Origin of the sequence: Arcticibacter pallidicorallinus (assembly GCF_003002875.1) — a bacterium.
In the GTDB taxonomy this organism is placed as follows: Bacteria; Bacteroidota; Bacteroidia; order Sphingobacteriales; family Sphingobacteriaceae; genus Arcticibacter; species Arcticibacter pallidicorallinus.
The window spans coordinates 13,477-35,011 of record NZ_PVTH01000006.1; the positions used below are offsets into that span (position 1 = coordinate 13,477).

Consider the following 21,535-nt stretch of genomic DNA (forward strand, 5'->3'; position numbering starts at 1 on the left):
TGAAGTGAGAGTATTATTTATAATCAATACCCGGTCTGGGAATCAGACCGACGGAAGCCTGAAGGCTTTGATTCAGAACTCTTCTGAGGAGCTGAATTATGAATATTCCATATTTGAGCTGACGAAAGGCTTTTCCGAAGATCAGATATTAAACGCCATAGAAGAATATCAGCCGGAAACGCTCGGAGTAGCGGGCGGCGACGGCACAGTCAACCTCATCGCTAAACTGATCCATAACAGTTCCCTCCCCATGCTTATTATCCCAACCGGTTCAGCCAACGGAATGGCGAGCGAGCTTGGCATAGGCGGCCGTCTGGAGAACGCTTTGAGCCTGATCAGACATGGTGTAAAGCAACATATAGACGTGCTGAAGATCAATGGAAAGATTTGTATCCATCTGGCAGATGTAGGGCTGAATGCGAGAATTGTCAAGCGATTTGAGGAAGACCCCGGAAGGGGATTGATAACTTACGCAAAATATCTGTTTCGGGAGATCTTCCTGATCAAACAATACAGGTTTCAGATCAAAATTGACGGTAAACTGCTTAAGAGAAAAGCGGTATCGTTAACTTTTGCAAATGCTTCCAAATATGGCACAGGCGCGGTCATCAACCCGGTAGGACTTATTGATGATGGAAAGTTTGAGCTCGTTATCGTCAGGCCTTTCCCCCACATAAAGCTGCTTTCTATCGCCTGGAAAATGTTTACGAATAAGCTGCAGACTTCCGAATATGTAGAAGTCCATAGCTGCAGTAAATTACAGATCCGTTCATCCAAAAAGACGACTCTGCAGGTCGACGGAGAGATCTGCGGCCGGGTGAACGAGATCCGTGCCGAGATCATTCCTTCTTGTTTAACGATGATTGTGCCTGCGGAGCACTCGAAAGACTAATTGGATTCTTTTGCTTCCAGTATCTGCATCTGCGCCATGATATCTTCTTCGGAGATGGGATAAGGTACATCATCGCGTATCGCCTCATAAACAGCGGCGAATAAACGATTGTAATTACCTTTCAGAGCGGTGATGTGCTCGGTAGAGCGCTCACCTGATTCGTTGATAGTGACGAGGATCCCTTCATTTCCGTCCGGTTCTATGCCATATTCCGGACTATCGGGCGTCACCCCTGCCTGCAACTGGTCCTCCTGAACGTCGGCACGAGACTTGATAAATGAACCCTTCGTGCCATGAACTACGAAGGAAGGCAAAGGTGAAGCGGTAAGCAGGTTCGCTGTAACAAACACGTTCAAGCCTTGTTCGTAGCGGAGGTGCACGTGCATATAGTCATCCACTTTGGATTCGGGACGAAATATACCGGTGGTTTTAACGAAAGAAGCGGGCTTTCCCCAGATGCTGATGACCTGATCTAGAAGATGAGGACCGAGATCAAAGGTCAGACCACTCGCCGGAAGAGGAAGTTCTTTGAAGGCCTTTTTGCTTATTTCGCTACGGTATCGGTCAAAACGAAAGTGCACTTCGATAGGCTCACCCAGCTTTCCGCTATCCAGAGCAGCCTTCAGAGAAAGAAAGTCAGAATCCCAACGGCGGTTTTGATAGACGAGCACCTTCAAATTCCTTTCCCTGCCTAAGGTAAAGAGCTCCTGAGCTTCTGAACTGGAGGCGGCAAAGGGTTTTTCTACCAAAACGTGTTTTCCGGCCAGGAGAGCCTTCCTGGCGTATTCGTAATGCGTATTGTTTGGCGTATTCACGATCACCAGCTCAATTTGAGTATCTTGGAGAAGCTCGTCGATGCTGTCGTAGCTGACTACCCCCGGATAGCGTTCGTGTATCACTTTAGTGGATCTCTCCGTCACTGCCTTGAGTTCGAAGTCGCTGCTTGTGTGGATAAATGGAGCATGGAATACTCTGCCGGACATTCCGTAAGATAGTATCCCTGTGATGATAGGTTTCTTCATTTCAGTATTTTATTTACAGGCCGGCTGACTCCTTTACGCCCGCCAGAATAGTTTTCCAAATTAACGTAAAAAAGGATTTATCAGGGGGCCGTTGATAATAGGCATCTATTGCCTGCGCCTTTTCGCCCTTCTTCGGACTTTGTTCGTTTATTTTGAAGTTGTTGGCTATAAAGGTAATTAATCCCCGCTTTTTTAACGTCCCATCATTTCCTTTTTTAAGAACGTCGACCTTCAAATCGTGGTATGTGAGCAGCACCTTTCCTCTGGCATCTTTGTAATTTCCGTTGATATCTACCCTGAGCTTGGAAATCTGCGCTTTCTTTATTTCAACTGCTGCCAAAGGCCTCGTCGCACGGTTTAGCGTCAAGCCAGACATAGGTCCAAGATCTGCGTATACCGAGAACACTCCCTCCTTCTGTCGCCTCAGATTAAATCTGAAACCTGCCTTCAACCGCCCTTCATTCATAAAACGGGTATTGGCATCGATTTTTAATATTCCGTTCCTGGCTACCCATGCGGGGATGTTGGTAACGTTTGAAATGGAGGCACTTGTATTGACAAAAGTTATCTCGCCCCGTTGCATGGTTTCGGGGCTTCTTTCCATAAACGTTATGTCCAGATTTTTCACGCTGACGTCTTTGATTCCAATGGCCATGTCCGACTCAAATAATTGTTGGTGCGGATAGCGAACTTTCTTGCTCTTACCGAGGGGAATGGTACGGTCACTGTATATTTCGAGACTACCTCCGTTTATACTGGCTTTTCCGGCATAAAACCCGTCTCCGGCCAGAAGTGTCCACCAGGCTATATCTTCGAGAACGACGTCTTTCATATTTACATCGTAGCGGTCCTGTCTTGCCTTCATTACCTTCGCATAGTTGGCTTTTGATATTCTGGGCTGAACCTTTACCGAGTGGACACGAAGCTCGCTACGAGCGGCAAAGACTGTGATGCTGTCGAGAATAAATGTATAGAGGCTGTCTGCAGTCTTGTGGGTGAAATTCTTCAGACTCATCGTGGCGTCCTTCGCATAGAGAAATCTGGATGTATCCTGCTCTGTGTCCTGATTGATCAGGATATCCTTCAGACTAACATTCAATTTTTTCAGGCTCGTCTGTATTTTAGAACCTCCGTTATGGTAAACAAAATCGACATCTTTAAGGGTAAGGACGTTCAACCCAAAGCTACCAATCTCTTTCTCGATAAGGGATGAGACGCTTGTGGCCTTTTTTGGACGCTCGTAATCAAGGTGGTGGTGATAGACATGTACTGAAGGCTGCTCGATCATCAGGATATTGAGACGGATATCCCGTTTTTTTATCAGATCAGCAGGTGTGAGCCCGTCTATGGCAAGGGAGCTCAGACTAATATCAAAGACATCCGCGGGAGCTTGCTTCGCTTCCCTCATCTGCTTATAAACGACAGAATCATAGGATATTCGTACTTTAGAGAGGATAATCCGGGAGTTGACGACATCAGCGTTGATTTTTTCTACGTCTAATTTATACAATCCTCCGGATGCATCATGAACGACCTTTTGTAATTTAGCCTTGATCAGTGGTTCAAAATCGTCAAGTTTTCTAAATTTGAAATAGAACAGAGCACCCGCAGTCAGAACAGTCATTGCGATTACAGCAATCAGTATGTTTTTTCTCATCAACACATGAACAACGAAGCTGCATTAAAGTTTATCCTTCAGCTAAAGGTAAGAGAGTGGGCGGGCATTCAGCTGAGTGTAGGAATGGGGTACAAAATTATCCTCCGCAGACTCACAGGTTACCGAAATGGCGTCAAACTGTACATCGCCGAAGATGCTGGCGATGGCGGTATCGGCCGCGTCTCTTCCTGTTGCGATCTTAACCAGCCCATTGAGGGGAGCCAGCCTGGTGGGATCGAATATAATCCATCTGCCTCCGAGGTAGGCTTCAAAACAGGCATGAAAGTCCGGGGGACTAAGTTTATAAGAGTACCCCGTAAAATATCTCGCCGGAATAGTCAAAGCCCTGCATAAAGCGATTCCGAGGTGAGCGAAATCTCTGCAGACACCCGCCTGTTCCGTAACGGTATCATAGGCTGAGGTTTGTGAGTTTGTTGAGCCACTCAGATATTCCACATTGTTATAAATCCACTCTGTCAAAGCCAGAACCTTTTCGAAGGCATTCTCGATGTGGCCAAACATATTGTTAGCCAGCCGATAAAGTTTATCAGACTGACAATACCTGCTTGGATTGAGATACGATAGCACGAGGGCATCCATATCCCTCAAGGGTACTTCATAAAGATCGGAGGGATCCAGTAGTGTATAAGAATTGTCGACGGTTGCTTTATACCGCAGTTTCAAGGGAGATGGTTCAGTAACATTAATCCGCACGAAGCGATTATCTGCACTTAGCGAGAGGAGTTCTTCGTAGAAAAAATAGGGTTCCACCAGGAAGAACTCTTCGAGTATCTGTTGGGATGAGGTTTTTAGCGCGTGAATATTGAGGATAAGCGTTCCCGGGGAACGGAATTGATAGGCCAGTTCGGACGATACGTTGAATCTCATAGATCAATCTTCCTGCAATCGTCATTTAATACACGTAACTTTTCAAAGGCCGGCTCCATCCAGTCTTCGGGAATATTTAACAAAGCTGTTTTCAACTCATTCGCCCATTGAGCTGATATGTGCTCCAGGTCTTGCTTTTCAAACCGGTATTCGCTCATTGCAAAGCTATCCTTGTTATAAAGAATGACGTCAATTGGAAAATCGACGTCATTAGTACTTGTACGTGTAGAATCAAAGGATAAGAAGCCCGTTTTCAGCGCCAGCTTCATAGAAGAATCTTCCTTGAGCGTACGGTTGAGAATAGGTTTTCCAGGACCAGAGTTGCCGATGATTACAAAGGGTGAACCCTGGTCGAGCTCTACCCAGTTACCTTCAGGGTAAAGAAGAAAGAGTTTGTGCTCATCATCGTCTGATAGCTGCCCCCCTATTATGGTGTTCAGATTAAATTTGAATCCGGATTTTTCAAGAGGCCCTCTATCCTCCTCAGCAACCCGGCGAACCTGCTGTCCGAACGCATTGACTGCCTTATAGAGTTTATTGTATTCAGCGCCGCCGTCAATAAGCTCACGGAAGTAGATGATTGCTTTATCCCTTACAGATCTCAAGCCACTGGTCATGATAAAAAGGGAGTGTTGATTTTTCTGATCAACAAACACCTTTTTTTTAACGGTGGTATCCGTTCCCGAAGTAATACGGGTGTCGGCAATTGCCACAAGACCTTCTTTAACCTTAATCGCCAGACAATAAGTCATCCTTTTAATTTATGCAAGATTTCTACCCGCGTTTACGATACCATACACTGTGCGGATTACCAGCTTGTTAAATATTTTCACCTTCTCCTCGTCGTCTTTATGCTTATCCAATTGCTGCAGCGCGTAGTGCTGAATGATTACCAGAGGCAGAACAATGCGTTCTCTCAAGGCAATAGAGCGGCGTTCTACAGGATAAAGCTCCATAAGCACGGTAGTTCCTGTAAGCTCCAGCATTAGCGACTTCGTCAGGTCGTATTCGGTTTTAAGCTTCGTCCAGAATTCGCCATATACCTTATCGTTGGCAAGGAAAGATGTAATGTTGAAGTTTACTTTAGACATCGACATGATACAATTGTCGATCATTGTTTTAAACTGTCCGGAAGTTTCATACATACTTTTCACGTCATCCCAAACACCGTCTTCCTTAGCCTTCTTTAATGCAGAACCTACGCCGTAGAAGCCAGGGACATTCTGCTTGAGCTGGCTCCAGGAAGTAACAAAGCTAATGGCACGGAGGTCTTCCAGCTTAAGCTCGGCTCCGGAGTCACGTTTAACCGGACGGCTGCTGATATTTATATGAGCAAGAAGTTTAAGCGGACTTAGCTGCTCCAGGTACCGCAGGAATAGCGGGTCCTCCCTCAATGCTACGAAAGCACGATGGCTTGTATCGGCCATGCCGTCGATTATCGACTTCTGAGTGGGAGTAAAAGTATTTTTATCACTGGTATCCAAAGCAGAAACGATCCCTGCATTTACCATCTGTTCAATATTGAAGTAGGCCGTATCAAAAGAGCCATACTGGCTGCTGATGGTTTGGCCCTGAATGGTGAGCTGTATATGGTCATTGGCAATTTCGCTTCCCATGGAAGCATAGAAGCGGTGCGTTTTACCACCTCCGCGAGCAGGAGGACCACCACGACCATCAAAGAAAGCTAGTTGAATACCGTTCTTTCTGGCGAGTGTTGTCAGTACGACTTTCGCTTTATAGATAGACCAGTTTGCCATCAGGTAACCGCCATCTTTGGTACTGTCGGAGAAGCCAAGCATGATAATTTGCTTGTTACCTCTCTTGGCAAGATGCTCTTTATAGAACGGATGTGTATACAGCGTTTCCATAACAGGTCCTGCCAGAGCGAGATCCTGTACGGTTTCAAACAAAGGAACGAAGTCTACGCTCAGTTCGTCTTTCTTCCAGCCGCTCCAAAGGAACAGGTTGATCAACTGCAAAATATCAGAAGCTTTCTGGCAGTTACTGATGATGAAGCGATGTGAGGCTTTTTCTCCGCCCGCAAACTGCATTTTCTTCATCAGTCTGATCGTTTGAAACGTATCATCACTTAGCGGTTCAAATCCCGAGGCCGGAGCATCCGCCTCATCGAAGCGAATGGACTGAAGTTTCTCTTCTTCGTTTAACTCATCATAGCCTTCGGGGAAAGCATGCGATATGGCGCCCCTCAATTCAGCATGCGCTTTTCTGAGAACCCTGCTATCCTGTCTGATATCGAGAGATGCGAAGTAACAACCAAATAATTTAACCTTATGAATAAGGTCCTCAACGGCATCTACAAACAGGCCGTCATGAGCACGGACAAGAACGTCTTTGACAGAGTTCAGGTTTGCTAATATCTCGTCGCGTAAATCAGTTGGCTCCTCAGTTTTGATGAAACTATTCTGATAAAAAAGGTGCTGTAAACGCTCCATATACTCTTCCACCCCTCTGAACGTGATTCGACGTTTGAGAACCCTGAAGTCCCGGTAGTAGCAACGGAAGAGCAGTTCCCTGAGCAACTCAGAAACTGTCTTTGTACTTTCGCATGTTACATTAGGATTTCCGTCACGGTCGCCTCCCGGCCAGAATCCAAGTTCTATCAGCTGATGGGTGTTGAAGATCGGTGTTTCGAACTCATTCTCGACCTGCTTCTGTATGCTCGAAACGACGTTATAAAACACGTTCTCCAGAAACCAGGCTAGGCTTACAGCCTCATTTACCGGTGTGGGTTTAGTTTTATTGAAGAAAGGGGTTTTGCCCAGTTGCTGCAACAGCAAGTGAACGCTATTGATATCGTTGGTCTTCAACGCCTCTGTGAGATCGGTGATAATGGCCAGGACCCTACCCGGGTAGAACTGGGTGGGGTGAGCCGTAAGAACGAGTCTCAATGAGAAGTCTTCCAGCATCTTGCGTATATCTGCCTTCATAGAAGGATTAGAGGATGCGTGCTGAAGCAATACAGCTAGCGAACCTACTTCGTCGGCGGAATGCGTTTTGTTGAAAGCTGAGTCTTCTATCGCATCAAACAGCACAACTTGTCTCTCGATATATTGTATGAAACGAAACAGCAAGTCAAAGCGATCAGAAGCCTGAACGTATTGTTCGTACTGACCAAAGAAACTCTCAATTATATCAGATGGAGCAATGTTCTGTTTGACACTTTCTTCGCAATGAGAGGTAAAGAATGGCAACAGGGTGCCTGTATGTTTTACACGGTAAAAAGGAAGGGTCAGGAATAAGCTATTATATAACTCAAATCGTGTTACCACCTCACTAGCAAAGACTGCTTCTTTCTGGCTAAGTTTCATTTATTAAGTGTACTTGTTTTAAACAAAATTAAAAGGATAAAGCATTTCACAAAATTTTTTATTGCCGTTAAAACGGTATAGTCTATAAAACTTAGAGGATTAAGCGTTTGAACACCTTGTGAAAGCGATCATAAGGTCATACATAACAAGCCTTTATCCTCTTCATTTAAAATGCTTCGAAAATATTTATTAAGCTAGGGATAAATTCTGAATAAAAGTGCCATATTTTTATAATTTACGCAATTTGGTTATCATTGTCATATGTTGTTTGATGACACCTATAGAACTATAGGCCGGCCGGGCGAAGGCATTTTCAGGGATAAAGGCAGCAAGTTTATCGGCTACGCGTTTGCCACGCGCACTGAAGATGAGCTAAAAGATCGCCTTGCTGCTATTCGGGCGGAACATCCGAAGGCAAGACATTACTGCTGGGCGGCGCGCTTCACTACTGATCGCTCAGTTTTCAAGCTTAACGATGATGGGGAGCCATCTGGTAGCGCAGGACGACCCATCCTCAATACACTTCTCTCGCAAGATCTTACCAATGTTGCGGTTATCGTAGTTCGCTATTTTGGAGGTACTTTGCTTGGAATCCCGGGTCTGATTAATGCTTATAAAGCAGCGTCGATAGAAGCTTTGAAGGCGAGCGAGATTGTTGAGCTTAACTTGACAGACGTTTATAGTATTCATTTTGACTATCTGCAAATGAACGCTGTCATGAGGATCTTAAAGGATAATGACTTGCGCATTATTGAGCAGGTCTTTGACAATGATTGTACTATTACGATTGAGATCAGAAAAAGTATACTAAATCAAGTATTAGCAAAGATGGATAATACGACATCCTTGTCCTACAAATACTTATACTCAAATTAAAAGGGCGATACTTTAGTGGTATCGCCCTTTTAAAGAACATATTTGTTCACCTGCCTCATTTCTGAGGTTATACCAACAATTAATTTTTAATTTTCTGATTAATGCTTTTTATAATTTCATTAAACAGATAAGCAGGCATATTTCCTTTAACCAGACTCCATGAATGATCGCTGTTTCGTGCGAGCGTGCCCAGGAATGTATTGTCTTCCAGGTTCACACTATAACCATCCTGGTTCTGAGTAACTACAATTTCGTTGAACTCACCATTGTCAAATAAGTTAACAAAGAAATTGTAGCAGGTTGAAGCATGCTGTTCCAAGTTGCTCATATCAGTTCCCATAGATGGATAACCTTCGATGGAAGGAATTTGTTCTTATGTTTTTACAGTTTTTTTAACATTCGTTGAAAGCTATCGACAATCAATGCAAGTCTCTAAGAGAATTTATTCTTTAACGCCGCCAGCTTATCCTTGAAGTCTTCTTTTGGCCCAGCACTCTTCCCGTGTCCGCTATTTTTAACCGATGATGCCTTCCTTTCTGTACCCGCTTCGCCCTTAGACGAACTCTTCGCCCCCTCCATCTTCATGGAGAGCGCAATCCGCTTACGTGCTTCGTCTACTTCTGTAACCCTGACCGTCACTTTCTGGTGTACTTTTACCACCTCATTAGGGTCTTTTATGAACCTGTCGGCCAACTGACTTAAATGCACAAGGCCGTCCTGGTGTACGCCGAGATCCACGAACGCTCCAAAACTGGTTATATTTGTCACAATTCCCGGAAGGACCATTCCCACTTTTAGGTCGCTGATTGCATTGACTCCGTCTGTAAAGCTAAAAGCCTCGAATTGCTCCCTGGGATCCCTCCCCGGCTTAGCGAGCTGCTCAAGAATATCCGTTATAGTTGGTAAGCCAATGGAATCACTGATATATTTTTCGGAACGTATTCTTTTTCGAAGGGCCTCATCTTTCATCAAGTCATGTATCGTACAACCAAGGTCTGCTGCCATTTGCTCTACGACAGCATATCTTTCCGGATGTATAGCACTCCTGTCGAGTGGATTAACCGCATTATGAATCCTCAGGAAGCCCGCAGCCTGTTCAAAAGCTTTCTCTCCCAGCCTGGGGATTTTCTTTAACTCAGACCTCTTTTTAAAGGCGCCGTTTGTTTCTCTATACTCTACAATATTCTTAGCCAACTGAGGACCGAGCCCCGAGATATATGACAAAATTTGTTTCGAAGCCGTATTCAGTTCAACGCCCACAGCGTTTACGCAGCTGATTACCGTGTCATCGAGAGACGATTGCAACTTATTTTGGTCGACATCATGCTGGTACTGCCCTACGCCTATCGACTTGGGATCTATCTTGACAAGCTCCGCTAAGGGATCCATCAGTCGCCGCCCAATCGAAACAGCTCCCCTAACCGTTATGTCTTTATCGGGAAATTCTTCTCTGGCGGCGTCTGAGGCAGAGTAAATGGAAGCTCCGCTCTCGTTCACCATCATGATTTTCACATCTGATAGTTTGAGGTTTTTAACAAAAACCTCCGTCTCGCGCCCGGCGGTTCCATTACCGATGGCGATCGTATCAATCGAATATTCACCTGCTAATTGTTTAATCACCTTGTTTGCTTCCGCCAAGCCTCCGGCTCCACTATGTGGATATATAGTAGTATTAATCAAAAGCTTACCTTGTTCATTAAGACAAACCACTTTACATCCGGTTCGGAATCCCGGATCGATAGCAAGAATATTTCTTTGTCCTAATGGCGGGGACATCAGCAGTTGTTTTGCATTGTCTGCAAACACCCTTATTGCCTCTTCATCAGCCCGCTTTTTAGTATGCAACCGAATTTCGGTTTCCATAGAAGGCTTTAGCAGCCGCTTGTAACAGTCCGCGATAGCAAGTCGTACCTGACTGGACGCCTCTGAATTACTTTTCACAAATTGACGATCAAGCAGAGCGAGGGCCTCCTCCTCTGGCGGCATGATATCGAGCGTAAGGATAAGTTCTTTCTCACCCCTCCTCATCGCCAGAATACGGTGCGAGGGTGCGTCTTTAACCGAGTCTGTCCAGTTAAAATAGTCTTTGTATTTCTGTCCGGCCTCTTCTTTGCCTTCAATGACTTTCGACACAAACTGACCTTTCTCAAGAAACAGCTGCCTGATCTTAGCACGAGCCTCTGCATCTTCATTGATGAGCTCTGCGAGGATGTCCCGCGCACCTGCCAGCGCTTCGACATCTGAACTCACGCCCTTAGCGTCATCTACATATTTAGAGGCTACCTCCAGAACGTTAAAAGCCCCCTGTTCCATTAACTTATCCGCCAAAGGCTGCAGGTTCCTTTCTCTTGCAATGCTCGCCCTGGTCTTTCTTTTCGGTCTGTAGGGAAGATAGATATCCTCCAGTTCAACCATTGTCAGCGCATCCATGATCTTCTTTTCAAGGGTGGCATCCAATTTTCCCAGCTCAGTGAGTGATTTAAGGATCGCTTGTCTTCTTTTATCCAGTTCGCGAAGCTGTTCAGCCCGGTCGCGGATGGCAGCTACCTGCACTTCGTCCAGGCTGCCCGTCATCTCTTTTCTATATCGCGAAATAAATGGAACGGTTGCTCCCTCGTCAAGCAGAGTCAACGTAGTGGTCACCTGCTTTTCAGCGATATTCAGCTCTTCCGCAATCTTTCTTACATGTGTAATCATTTGTAAAACAATATTTTTTTATGATGTCTGCCTGGGTGGTGTATCAGATCGATAACGGCAGAAAGGTTTTAATAATTAATCCCGCGACCAGGGCAAATGTGATACTAATTAATGTGCCGATCAAAACATACTCGCTTCTCTCCTGAGCATTTTTACTCTCTGAAAAGCGCAAGATCGACTTAGCAGCGGTTAGCAAGGCTATTGCTGCATACTGATTAAAGACAACCAGCACAAATATGATCAGCCGTTCGAGTATCCCAATCCACTTGCCCGCATCTGCCAGACTGTTTGATGTATCGGCGAGTTGTTCTCGCCACCTGCGGGTCAGCATTCCTATAATGATACCTGATGGTTGAGCCAGGAACACCAGAGCAAGCGTTACAGCCCAATAATTCTCATTGTTAAATATGGACTTAAAAGAAGTTGCGATTGCGGGATCGGGTGCGTATAGCAGCAATCCAGTTACCAGGATAATCAAAAGATGCAGGGCTTGATCCAGCACAAAATACTGTATCCTTTGCGGTTTGTACGACTTCCAGAGATCTATAAAAAAATGTGACAGTCCAATAACGACGGGCACTATCCAGTTGGTAAAACCATCAAATAAACAAGCTATTAGCACTGTTATAGCAATGTGATAGTAGATATGCCTGGATTTATAATGATGCGCATTTCTACCCTCCACCCAGGAATTTGGCTGCAGAGCAAAATCCGTAAGTAGATGTGCAGCAAACATTTTCAGATACCAGAGTAAAAGCATATCAATCCAGAATATAGTTTGCAAGTTTACGATATATTTGTGAAGCTTTTTCCAGCTGCGACCACTTCCCTGCCTGGGCAAGTTTATTTATAGTGGATTGACTCTTTTTTAATTTCAAAGCTACTTCCATCTGAGTATAGCCCATCAGTAATTCGCTTACTACTTCTGCCTGCTTTATTGAAAGCTCTTTTAATATCATATCAGCCAGGAGAGCGAGAGCCTCCATACCCGCTCCAATTTTGTCGTCAGAACAGCGGATAGACAGACGTACTGATGACTTGCTGATGGCATCCAGCTCCCGGCCTGATAACAGAAACGCTTCCCCTTTTCCTAAAGCCATGCTTTTTATTCCATCCTGCACTTTGCCTAATCCAATGGCGATTCTTATGTCCGCATTCTCTCCCGTACCCGCATTAGGAATCTGACGCGCCAAAACCCGTAATGATAAAGCCATTTTGAAAGCATCCTTTACATCAGTTAAAAGATGAAAACTGTCGCCTCTGTAAAACTCGGACGCAACCTTCGCTTTTTTGAATTCCGAGCGAATCATTACGATAAGGTCGTTGAGGTCCTTTCCCTCCATTAAGGATGAATTAACAATATCAGCTGTGAGCACCGCTTTATTTGATTCCATACACGAATATAGCCATATATAGCGATTATACAATAATATCGCCTTAAAATACGATAAATTGATAAAATCGCTATATATGGCGATTAAATAGCCTAATTACGGGTAAATAGCTATCTTTACGCCATGATCAGAAAATTCACCAAGGAAATAGAAGGCACAGAATTCGAATTTAACCCAATGAACATCCTGAAATTACAACTGTTCCAAGTGTACGTAAATCAAGGCGAGACAAGGCATCGGTTTCATATGGAAGTCAATCCGGATGGGGTGTTCAAAATCGCAGACCCTGTAAATTGCCCTGCCGGGTTTCTCCCTCTTGAAGCGGCATTAGGCGAGGCTATATTGAACGAGGGAGAAGAGTAAACCCTTGGTTCTTTATTGCCCTGAGATTGCCGTACATTTAATATTATATAAGGGTTGAACACTAGACATCTCCCCTCTTGGCGATGATGCCTTTCAGTATAACGAAAAATGAAAGAGATTTTAGAACTACAGCTTAAAACGAAAGAAGACCAACTTGCACTTATTGAAAAAAGAATCCGGATCGCTCAAGGGATTGAAAACAAAAATATGGGTGCAAGCTGGGAGGAAATGCAGGAGTTTCTCGGTCATTCCTACGAGCATATTGAAGACTTAGGCGACAGGGAAGAGCAGCTGATAGACCCAGCTCTGTTTGCTGAGATGAGTAATAGCCTCGTTGTCACCGCGAAACGCATAAACAAAGATATCGAGAAGATTAAAAGTTCGTTGGCTAAATTAAAGAAGGGCTAACACCTAAACCTGACGACAAAAAATAAAAAACCCTCTTTAAACGCATTTAAAGAGGGTTTTTGCATTATTGAGCAGTCCTGCTAGGGCTCGAACCTAGATCTTCAGAACCAGAATCTGACGTGGTAGCCATTACACTACAGAACTGCGTCAAAAATACGATAAAATTCATTTACTGGAAATTGAAAATCACTTTTTATTGCGAAAATGAAGAAAAACAGGAAACGCATTAACCGGAAGGTTAAGCATCCTGAAATCTAATCCTATAATCTCTTGGAAGGCTGAACCTTGTCACGAAAGATGACAACAATTCCTTAATCTCTCTTCTCTGCCGTGAAATTAATCAACGTTTCAAAATCTGAGTGATCGTATTCAAACGTACCTTTATCAATATTCCAGTATTTGGACTTTATGAAATTAAGCTCAATCTCAATAACGGTCATTTTGGGTCCACCTGACTTCAGCTGTACAATGTCTCCGATTAGGAAGTCCTCCGGTTTTAATACTTTCATAAGACTTAGATTGATATACTAACATATAAATACAAAATCAGGGTAAATGTTTGATTGTCAACTGAATTATCACAATCATTCACCTACTTTTGTTCAAGCTATACAAAGAGAACTGTATTTAGTTATCATCTTTCAGGCCTGTGTAAAACCTGACCGTCCTTTTTGACATACCAGGCTGTTATTGGATTCAGATGATATCCGCCCATACTTTCGCCCCTTGCCGCAATCAACTGATGCATAGTGGGCTGCAGATATCCGGTTTCATCTGTAGCGCGACTCAATATCTCGGTTTCCTGCCCCTTCCAATGCCACAATAATTTAAACTGGGTATGAGCTTTATCCAGAACTGGTCCGGTCAAACCTGCAGCATCCCAGCTTTTACCTGCATCGGTGCTAACTTCAACTTTTACAATTCTACCTCTCCCACTCCATGCAATTCCTCTAATCTCTACCCACCCCCTCTCGATCTGTTGCGGGAAGGCGGGAAAGGTGATAATGGATCGCGCATCCATGTCAAAACTAAATTGCCGAATTTTGCCATCTTTGACTTCCTCTGTATACTTAGACGTCTCCTCACGGGTCATATAGGGCTGATCACCTACTTCGATTCTTCTGATCCACTTGATCGAAGTATTACCTTCCCAGCCTGGCAAAAACAAACGGGCAGGATAACCTTGTTCCGGCCTAATGGCTTCCCCATTTTGCGCGTAGACGATCATTGCATCATCGAGTGCTTTCCTCATTGGAATACTTCTTGTCATAACCGCAGCATCTGATCCTTCTGCCAGTAGCCAGCTAGCACCGGATTGCAGACCGGCTTCCCGCAGCAAGGTTGACAACATCACACCTGTCCATTCACTCTGACTAGTAAGCCCACAGATATCCTGCGGAGACATCTCGACCTTACCGGTTCGAAAATTTCCAGAGCACTCCAGAAAGGCTATCCGGGTGACCGAGGGAAATCGCTTCAAATCATTAAGCGAAAAGACCATTGCCTTATCCACCATACCGTGAATCAGCAATTCGTACTTCTCCGGATCCATTACCGGAACACCTGCATGATGCCTCTCAAAATGAAGATCTGAAGGTGTTATAGTTCCGTATAAAGACTGCAGCGGCGTTCGTGAGGATGTAAGAGTAGCTTTCTTAGCCAGGGACTCAAATTCCGATCGTGTGCCAATTTCTCCGGGAAAAGGCCCCGGTACTTTTGTAGGGTCAGCTAACAGTAGCGACGATTCCGGGAGCGAGGTCTGAACCATCTTCCCAAAAGTCGATTTTACCAGAACAACTGCCGCAGTGGCTGCCCCACCAAGCAGTAATTTTCTGCGACTCATCCTGCCGCCACTGCCCGGATTTTCCATATTTATTTTTCCCATTAGTATTTATTCCACCTCTGCTCCACCCTTGCGAGTATCATTTACAAACCTCTTTTGAGCCGGCATTTTTACGCGGGGAAGCGACATAGCAGTTAACACTGTATTCTCATCGATGATACTGTTTTCATATAACAGATATGCTGTGAGACTGTAAACTTCATTCGGACGAAGAGAGCCAGGAGCATTGAAAGGCATCGCCCGATTGATGTAATCGTAGAGTGTAGTGGCGTAAGGCCAATAGTTTCCAATAGTTTTATTACGCTTGTTCCCCTTAAGCGAATCTGGATGTACTCTCGATTGATCATACGAGAACAGCCGATCATAAATACCGCTGGAAGTTTTACTACCATGACAGGAAACACACTTTGTCAGATACAAAGATCTACCATAGGCAACAGTTCCTGATCCGGACGGAAGGCCCTTTCCGTCGGGTCTGACATCAATATCCATAGATGATATCCTGGCAACGCTTGCCTCCTTTCCCAAACCAAAGCTCTTCGGCCAATTGTCCGGGGTCTCCTCACTGAAGTTTGCTTGCTCTGTCTGTAACTCCTGATAGCGAACGGTATCAGCCGAACATGCGTGTAGAAATGACAATAGGAATAAAGCCGATATTTTTTGCATCATAATGAGTTTTCAAGACGCCGTATGCTTCTTGTCACCCGGCAATCAGGGCGACAGCTGCCCGTCTAACACCTCAAATATAGAAGCTTATCTTTAATCTACCAACTCAATAGACTATTATTTTAATTCCAAAACCTTACATATGTATCAAGAAAGTTCAGACATAAAAAAAGCCATTCCGATAACTCGAAATGGCTTAAGAATATGCTATTAAACAATTAGTGACCTGAATGGCCGTCAGCGCCATGAGCGTGACCATGAGAAAGCTCCTCTTCAGTAGCCTCACGTACATTCAAGATCTGACCTTTGAAATGTAGATCCTGACCTGCCATCGGGTGATTCAAATCAACCTGCACGCCTGTTTCAGATACACTCGTAACGCGAGCGCGGAACTGATTGCCCTGATTATCTTGTAAAGGAAGAACCGAACCGACTTCAGGGACATCCATTCCCTGGAACATATCAGAAGGCAGCTCAGTAACGGCGTTATCATCTTTCAAACCATATGCATCAGCAGCGGTTAAATGGAAGTCATACGCGTCTCCGGTTCCAAGTCCTGTTAAGTTTTCTTCGAATTTTGGAAGCATCATCCCTACACCATAAAGAAAAACCAGAGGCTGTTCTTCTGTTGCCTTTTCTACAAACACTTCTTCTCCATCTTGAGTGGTATACAGATCGTATGTAAGCGCCACCACGCTGTTTGGTTGAATTTTCATATTATATAAATTCGGTCTGCTTCTATTCAAAAAGAAACACAGACCCCTAAAAAATTAAGTAAGTTGCCCTAGTGCTTCGGATACAGTTGTAACAGGCAAGCGGCAAGTTCTGTTTTTACAAACAAATATTTTGGTCTCCCCAACAAATTTATCCTGCAGCAAAGGTAATGTTCCTGTGCTTCCTCCCAAGAGAATTTTATTCGGAATGAAATTATTTTCCAGTTCTGCCCTTAATCGCTCGTTTTCTGATCCTGTAATCGCTATTTCATAAACACCAAAAACGATGTTCATCAGTAAAATGCCCCAATTGGAGTAGGCGGAGCCATACGATTTTATTGAAGGGAATACTGTTCTCAGCATTTCAGCAGACTGCGAAAGATACATTTCCTCCTGAAACAGATGTCCAAGTTTGAAAAGATTGATGGCCATCGACGAGTTCGAAGACGGAATAACGTTATCCATAATCTCATGCTTTCTCGCAATAAGCTCCTTATCTGTCTGCGAAGTATAGAAAAAGAGTCCCGTGCCTGCGTCAAAAAAGTTTTTGATCACATACTCAGAAAGCTGCCGTGCTTCATTCAACCAACGTTCGTCGAATGTAGCCTCGTATAAGGCGATAAAAGCATCAATTACGAAGGAATAGTCGTCGAGGAAAGCGGACAAAGGAACACTTCCGGCAATCTCCTTTTTATAGATCCTGCGCAATGCACCATTTTGATCGACCATATTGTCTAGAATGAAGTTCGCGTTCCGGATGGCAACCTGAAGGAATCTTTCATCATGAAAGGCCTTGTATGCATCTACATATCCCCTCAACATCATGCCGTTCCAACCGGCTATTATCTTGTCATCAAGCCCGGGTCTGACGCGCTTACTCCTATAAGCAAACACTTTCGATCTCGCCGCGGCTAATAGAGCCTCAGCTGCATCGGCAGACATGGTCAATTTTTCAGCAAGCCCATGAATGTCGACAGATCGCTTCAAAATATTGGTGTGTTCTTCCTCCCAGTTTCCATCTGGCGTTACCGAGTAGAAGGAGTTAAATACCGTACTTTCCTCCGGATCCAGTATTGCCTCTAGTTCAGCAAGCGTAAAGGTGTAAAACTTACCTTCAACACCTTCGCTATCAGCATCAAGTGCAGAATAAAAACCACCTTGGTCCGATAGCATTTCCCTTTCCACCCAGTCAAGAGTTTCGTAAATCACTTGCCTATAAAGCACCTGGGGTTCTGACTGATAAGCTTCTGCATACAGACTAACCAGCTGGGCGTTGTCATACAGCATCTTTTCAAAATGCGGAACATGCCACTCTCCGTCAACAGAATAACGGGCAAAGCCCCCGCCCAACTGGTCATAAATACCACCATACGCGAGCTTACTCAGCGTAAAATGGGTAATTTCTTTAGCCGAGGGGTCGTTCATAAAATGCCCGTAGCGAAGCATAAACTGCCAGTTGTTTGGTAGGGGGAATTTAGGAGCGCGCTTATAACCGCCCTCCTCAAAATCGAAAGTTCTTTTCCATGGTCTGTAAATGTCTACCAGATCCTGCTGGGAATATTCGATCTCGTCTGTGGAGAGATTGAGCTTCTCAACCTGCTGTACCCCTTCTGTCAGTCTCTCCGCATATCCAATCGCCTCTTCAGGCTTTTCCTGCCAAAATTCTGCCAACTGAGACAGCACATTTTTCCAATCATCCTTTCGGAAGTACGTGCCTCCATATATTGGCCGCTGATCAGGAAGGCAGATACAATTTAATGGCCATCCTCCCTGTCCTGTCATAAGCTGCACCGCATGCATATAGATCTGATCCACATCCGGACGCTCTTCCCGGTCCACTTTTATACAAACGTAATTCTCGTTCATAATTGCGGCTACTGAGTCATCCTCAAAAGATTCATGCTCCATAACATGGCACCAGTGACAAGCTGAATAACCGATGCTAACAAGTATCAGCTTATTCTCAAGGCGGGCTTTTTCAAGCGCTTCTTCGCCCCACGGATACCAATCCACGGGGTTGTAAGCATGCTGCTGAAGGTATGGAGAAGTTTCATTGATTAATTTGTTCGACATAGGTAGTGTTTTTCTTGTTAACCTCTTATTTTCCCTCCTCTGCTGTAAAAATAGGTAAACACCATTACTGACATCAGCACAATTCCTCCGAATTGATGTAATATACTGTACGTTAACATCATGTCATTCATACTATTTACGAGAGAGAGGACCCCTAGCAACACCTGAAGCAAAACAACAGCCAGTGGAATAAATCTTACCCGGTATAACATACTATCTACAGGTAATTTCGTCGATTTAAACGTCCAGATAACTATTAGTGCGGTGATCAGATAAGCCAGAGTCCGATGTATAAACTGTATACTGATAAGATTGTGTGTAATGTCAGCAATAAAACTTCCCTGATTCAGCATTTGCTGAGAAGGCACCCAATGTCCGTTTATATCCGGCCAGGTCGGCGCCGCTAATGCTGCGTGCGTTCCTGCCATAAATGCACCGTATACCAGCTGGATCGTAATTGCGACCAGCAACCAGAAATTCAATCGCTTCAATGGCCTGCTATCTGTAAGTCTTCCGCTCGGTACCGTGATCTTCAATGCAAACCAAATCACATAAGCAAGCAGTACCAGGGCAGCAATAAAGTGAACAGCGAGGCGAATATGGCTGACGTACACCAGATCCGTACCAATTCCACTCTTTACCATGATCCACCCTATCACACCCTGCAGGCCGCCCAGCAGAAATAAAATGATCATTGGGCCAATCATCGACTTCCCGATTTTCTTCTTTACAACGAAATATATAAACGGAAAAAGGAACACAAAACCCAGAAGACGCCCCCAGTCTCTGTGCAGCCATTCCCAAAAGTAAATAGCTTTAAAATCTTCGAGATCAAAATGGTTATTGATGTATTTAAACTGGGCTATTTGCTGGTACTTATGAAAAGCCTGCTGCCAGGCCTCTTCGTTCATAGGTGGCAAAGCGCCAAGAATGGGCTGCCACTCTGTAATAGATAGCCCTGAGCCTGTTAGACGGGTTATTCCTCCAAGCAAGATCTGTACAACGATCATAATTGCCCCGATGTATAACCAGATTGCTACGGGGCGGTTTCTGCGTAACGAATGTGCTTCCATAAAGACGCAAATGTAGGCAATTATACCACCCAAAAAAAACACCCACCTGTTTAAGATGAGTGTTACAAACGCTAACTAATAATAATGTGACTAAAGCTCTTCACCATGCTGAGTTGCGTCGAGACCTAGAATCTCATCTTCTTCCGAAACTCTCAGCGGGCTGATAGCATTTGTAACCAACAATAAAACATAGGACCCAACAAATGCGAAAATCGAAACAACAATCAGGGTAACCAGGTGGGTGAAAAACAAGTGAGTCTCACCAAAATACAAACCGTTTCCAGTGGTATTTCCGGCATTTACATTCTGGTTAGCAAACACGCCTGTCAATAACATACCCACCATTCCACCTACGCCATGGCAGGGAAACACATCCAGTGTATCATCGATCTTGGTCCTGCCTCTCCAGATCACAACGAGGTTGCTTACAACAGCTGCTACAGTACCAATCACCAATGAATGAGGCACTGATACAAAGCCTGCGGCGGGAGTAATCGCTACCAAACCAACAACCGCACCTATGCATGCTCCAATGGCTGTTGGTCGTTTTCCTCTAAACATATCGAAAAATACCCAGGCCATTGCCGCTGCTGCGGAGGCAGTCGTGGTTGTCGCCAGAGCGGTTGCTGCGAGCGGTCCGGCTCCTCCTGCAGATCCAGCATTGAAACCAAACCAGCCAAACCAAAGAAGTCCGGTTCCCAGCATCACATAACTAATTCGTGCAGGGGCGTGTTCTGGAGAGGTCCTACCCTTCAGGAATATTGCAGACGCAAGTGCTGCCCAGCCCGCAGACATATGCACTACGGTACCCCCGGCGAAATCAAGAACGCCTTTTTGGAAGAGTATCCCCTCCGGATGCCATGTTGCATGTGCCAAGGGAACATATATTACGATCATGAAAAGACAAAGGAAAATCAGGTAGGAATTAAAGCGAATTCTCTCAGCGAATGCACCAGTGATGAGTGCGGGCGTAATTACCGCAAATTTCAGCTGAAACATGGCAAATAATACTAAGGGAACCGTAGGCATCATCGGCCAGGAAGAATCGCCCAGCATACCTTTCATCATGAAAAAGGTAGAAGGATCTCCGATAATCCCTCCTATATCGTCACCAAACGCGAGGCTGAAACCAAAAACCACCCATAAGACAGTGATCAAACCCATACACACAAAGCTCTGTAACATGGTAGAAATCACGTTCTTTTTTCTCACCATACCTCCATAAAAAAAAGCAAGGCCGGGGGTCATCAATAACACCAGTGCTGTAGAAACCAGCAACCAGGCAGTGTCCCCCGAATCAAGTGTGCTTTCTTTTGCCATCGTCGGCTCAACCGACGGAAAGATCAATCCCAGTACAACTGCGGCGATCAGTAGTAGAAACGGTAATACTTTTTTCATTTATCCAAGATTTAAGTAACTTTTTAATGAATTTAGCTAATTAAATTATTAAACAAACGGAAAAAGTAATTTTTTCGAGATAAAATCTCAAAAAACTGTTCACAAAATACGCAACATCAACAAATATCAGAACAAAAAGGCCCATGATTCAGCAAATAACACCATCAGAACAAAATAACTATCAGATAAAATCAACAATAAACATCTCTTGTTCATGAAAAACCAGATATTATCTTCTGAAAA

The 21,535-nt window shown here is 44.5% G+C and carries 20 protein-coding genes and 1 tRNA gene; 4 read left to right on the forward strand and 17 right to left on the reverse strand.

What is annotated here, in order from left to right; genetic code table 11:
• Positions 1 to 4 precede the first annotated feature (4 nt).
• Complete coding sequence (locus tag B0I27_RS10940) at positions 5 to 892, forward strand: diacylglycerol/lipid kinase family protein (RefSeq protein ID WP_245925490.1); 888 nt, start codon at positions 5 to 7, stop codon at positions 890 to 892.
• On the opposite strand, the gene B0I27_RS10945 is transcribed toward B0I27_RS10940, so the two are convergent.
• Genes B0I27_RS10945 through B0I27_RS10965 form a run of 5 tightly spaced genes read right to left on the reverse strand, consistent with a single transcriptional unit; the run spans position 889 to position 7,788 of the window.
• The gene (locus B0I27_RS10945) at positions 889 to 1,914 is read right to left on the reverse strand and encodes a Gfo/Idh/MocA family oxidoreductase (RefSeq protein ID WP_106293300.1); all 1,026 of its coding nucleotides are present in this window, start codon (positions 1,912 to 1,914) and stop codon (positions 889 to 891) included. The genes B0I27_RS10940 and B0I27_RS10945 overlap by 4 nt on opposite strands.
• Before the next feature lie 13 nt (positions 1,915 to 1,927).
• Positions 1,928 to 3,571 carry an AsmA family protein gene (locus tag B0I27_RS10950; RefSeq protein ID WP_106293301.1) on the reverse strand — a complete coding sequence of 548 codons (1,644 nt, stop codon included), beginning with the start codon at positions 3,569 to 3,571 and terminating at the stop codon, positions 1,928 to 1,930.
• A 42-nt stretch (positions 3,572 to 3,613) separates the two neighbouring features.
• Positions 3,614 to 4,459 (reverse strand): transglutaminase-like domain-containing protein, encoded by an 846-nt coding sequence (locus tag B0I27_RS10955; RefSeq protein WP_106293302.1) that lies wholly within the window; start codon positions 4,457 to 4,459, stop codon positions 3,614 to 3,616.
• Positions 4,456 to 5,211, reverse strand: coding sequence for a proteasome-type protease (locus tag B0I27_RS10960; protein WP_106293303.1), 756 nt, complete (start codon positions 5,209 to 5,211; stop codon positions 4,456 to 4,458). Before B0I27_RS10960 ends, B0I27_RS10955 begins: the two co-directional genes overlap by 4 nt.
• Before the next feature lie 9 nt (positions 5,212 to 5,220).
• Positions 5,221 to 7,788, reverse strand: coding sequence for a phosphoenolpyruvate carboxylase (locus B0I27_RS10965; RefSeq protein WP_106293304.1), 2,568 nt, complete (start codon positions 7,786 to 7,788; stop codon positions 5,221 to 5,223).
• Positions 7,789 to 8,049: 261 nt separating this feature from the next.
• Between B0I27_RS10965 and B0I27_RS10970 the strand changes: the two genes are divergently transcribed.
• On the forward strand, positions 8,050 to 8,664 hold the full coding sequence (locus tag B0I27_RS10970; protein WP_106293305.1) for an IMPACT family protein: 615 nt from the start codon (positions 8,050 to 8,052) through the stop codon (positions 8,662 to 8,664).
• Positions 8,665 to 8,743: 79 nt separating this feature from the next.
• On the opposite strand, the gene B0I27_RS10975 is transcribed toward B0I27_RS10970, so the two are convergent.
• From B0I27_RS10975 to B0I27_RS10990, 4 genes are all read right to left on the reverse strand, one after another.
• Complete coding sequence (locus tag B0I27_RS10975; protein WP_146133121.1) at positions 8,744 to 8,992, reverse strand: hypothetical protein; 249 nt, start codon at positions 8,990 to 8,992, stop codon at positions 8,744 to 8,746.
• 104 nt (positions 8,993 to 9,096) lie between these two features.
• Positions 9,097 to 11,361 carry a Tex family protein gene (locus B0I27_RS10980; RefSeq protein WP_106293307.1) on the reverse strand — a complete coding sequence of 755 codons (2,265 nt, stop codon included), beginning with the start codon at positions 11,359 to 11,361 and terminating at the stop codon, positions 9,097 to 9,099.
• Between the two features lie 43 nt (positions 11,362 to 11,404).
• Positions 11,405 to 12,121: a DUF3307 domain-containing protein gene (locus tag B0I27_RS10985; RefSeq protein WP_106293308.1), complete on the reverse strand. Its 717-nt coding sequence runs from the start codon at positions 12,119 to 12,121 to the stop codon at positions 11,405 to 11,407.
• Position 12,122: 1 nt separating this feature from the next.
• Positions 12,123 to 12,755, reverse strand: coding sequence for a hypothetical protein (locus tag B0I27_RS10990; RefSeq protein ID WP_106293309.1), 633 nt, complete (start codon positions 12,753 to 12,755; stop codon positions 12,123 to 12,125).
• 123 nt (positions 12,756 to 12,878) lie between these two features.
• Here B0I27_RS10990 and B0I27_RS10995 point away from each other — a divergent pair, with 123 nt between their 5' ends.
• Both B0I27_RS10995 and B0I27_RS11000 read left to right on the forward strand, forming a co-directional pair.
• Entirely contained in the window at positions 12,879 to 13,118 is a 240-nt protein-coding gene (locus tag B0I27_RS10995) for a hypothetical protein (protein ID WP_106293310.1), read from the forward strand.
• Positions 13,119 to 13,226: 108 nt separating this feature from the next.
• Entirely contained in the window at positions 13,227 to 13,526 is a 300-nt protein-coding gene (locus tag B0I27_RS11000; RefSeq protein ID WP_106293311.1) for a hypothetical protein, read from the forward strand.
• Positions 13,527 to 13,598: 72 nt separating this feature from the next.
• Here B0I27_RS11000 and B0I27_RS11005 read toward each other — a convergent pair.
• From B0I27_RS11005 to B0I27_RS11040, 8 genes are all read right to left on the reverse strand, one after another.
• Positions 13,599 to 13,670 (reverse strand) — tRNA-Gln (locus B0I27_RS11005).
• Positions 13,671 to 13,837: 167 nt separating this feature from the next.
• Positions 13,838 to 14,035: a DUF2158 domain-containing protein gene (locus tag B0I27_RS11010; RefSeq protein ID WP_106293312.1), complete on the reverse strand. Its 198-nt coding sequence runs from the start codon at positions 14,033 to 14,035 to the stop codon at positions 13,838 to 13,840.
• Positions 14,036 to 14,160: 125 nt separating this feature from the next.
• A complete protein-coding gene (gene soxC, locus B0I27_RS11015) occupies positions 14,161 to 15,411 on the reverse strand; it encodes a sulfite dehydrogenase (protein ID WP_219905012.1) in 1,251 nt (416 codons plus the stop codon).
• Positions 15,412 to 15,417: 6 nt separating this feature from the next.
• Entirely contained in the window at positions 15,418 to 16,038 is a 621-nt protein-coding gene (locus tag B0I27_RS11020; RefSeq protein WP_219905013.1) for a c-type cytochrome, read from the reverse strand.
• A 215-nt stretch (positions 16,039 to 16,253) separates the two neighbouring features.
• Complete coding sequence (locus B0I27_RS11025; RefSeq protein WP_106293313.1) at positions 16,254 to 16,751, reverse strand: FKBP-type peptidyl-prolyl cis-trans isomerase; 498 nt, start codon at positions 16,749 to 16,751, stop codon at positions 16,254 to 16,256.
• Between the two features lie 54 nt (positions 16,752 to 16,805).
• Positions 16,806 to 18,821 carry a thioredoxin domain-containing protein gene (locus B0I27_RS11030; protein ID WP_106293314.1) on the reverse strand — a complete coding sequence of 672 codons (2,016 nt, stop codon included), beginning with the start codon at positions 18,819 to 18,821 and terminating at the stop codon, positions 16,806 to 16,808.
• Positions 18,822 to 18,838: 17 nt separating this feature from the next.
• Positions 18,839 to 19,894, reverse strand: a complete 1,056-nt coding sequence (locus B0I27_RS11035; protein WP_106293315.1) for a COX15/CtaA family protein — start codon at positions 19,892 to 19,894, stop codon at positions 18,839 to 18,841.
• A 90-nt stretch (positions 19,895 to 19,984) separates the two neighbouring features.
• Positions 19,985 to 21,292, reverse strand: a complete 1,308-nt coding sequence (locus B0I27_RS11040; RefSeq protein WP_106293316.1) for an ammonium transporter — start codon at positions 21,290 to 21,292, stop codon at positions 19,985 to 19,987.
• Positions 21,293 to 21,535: the final 243 nt, after the last annotated feature.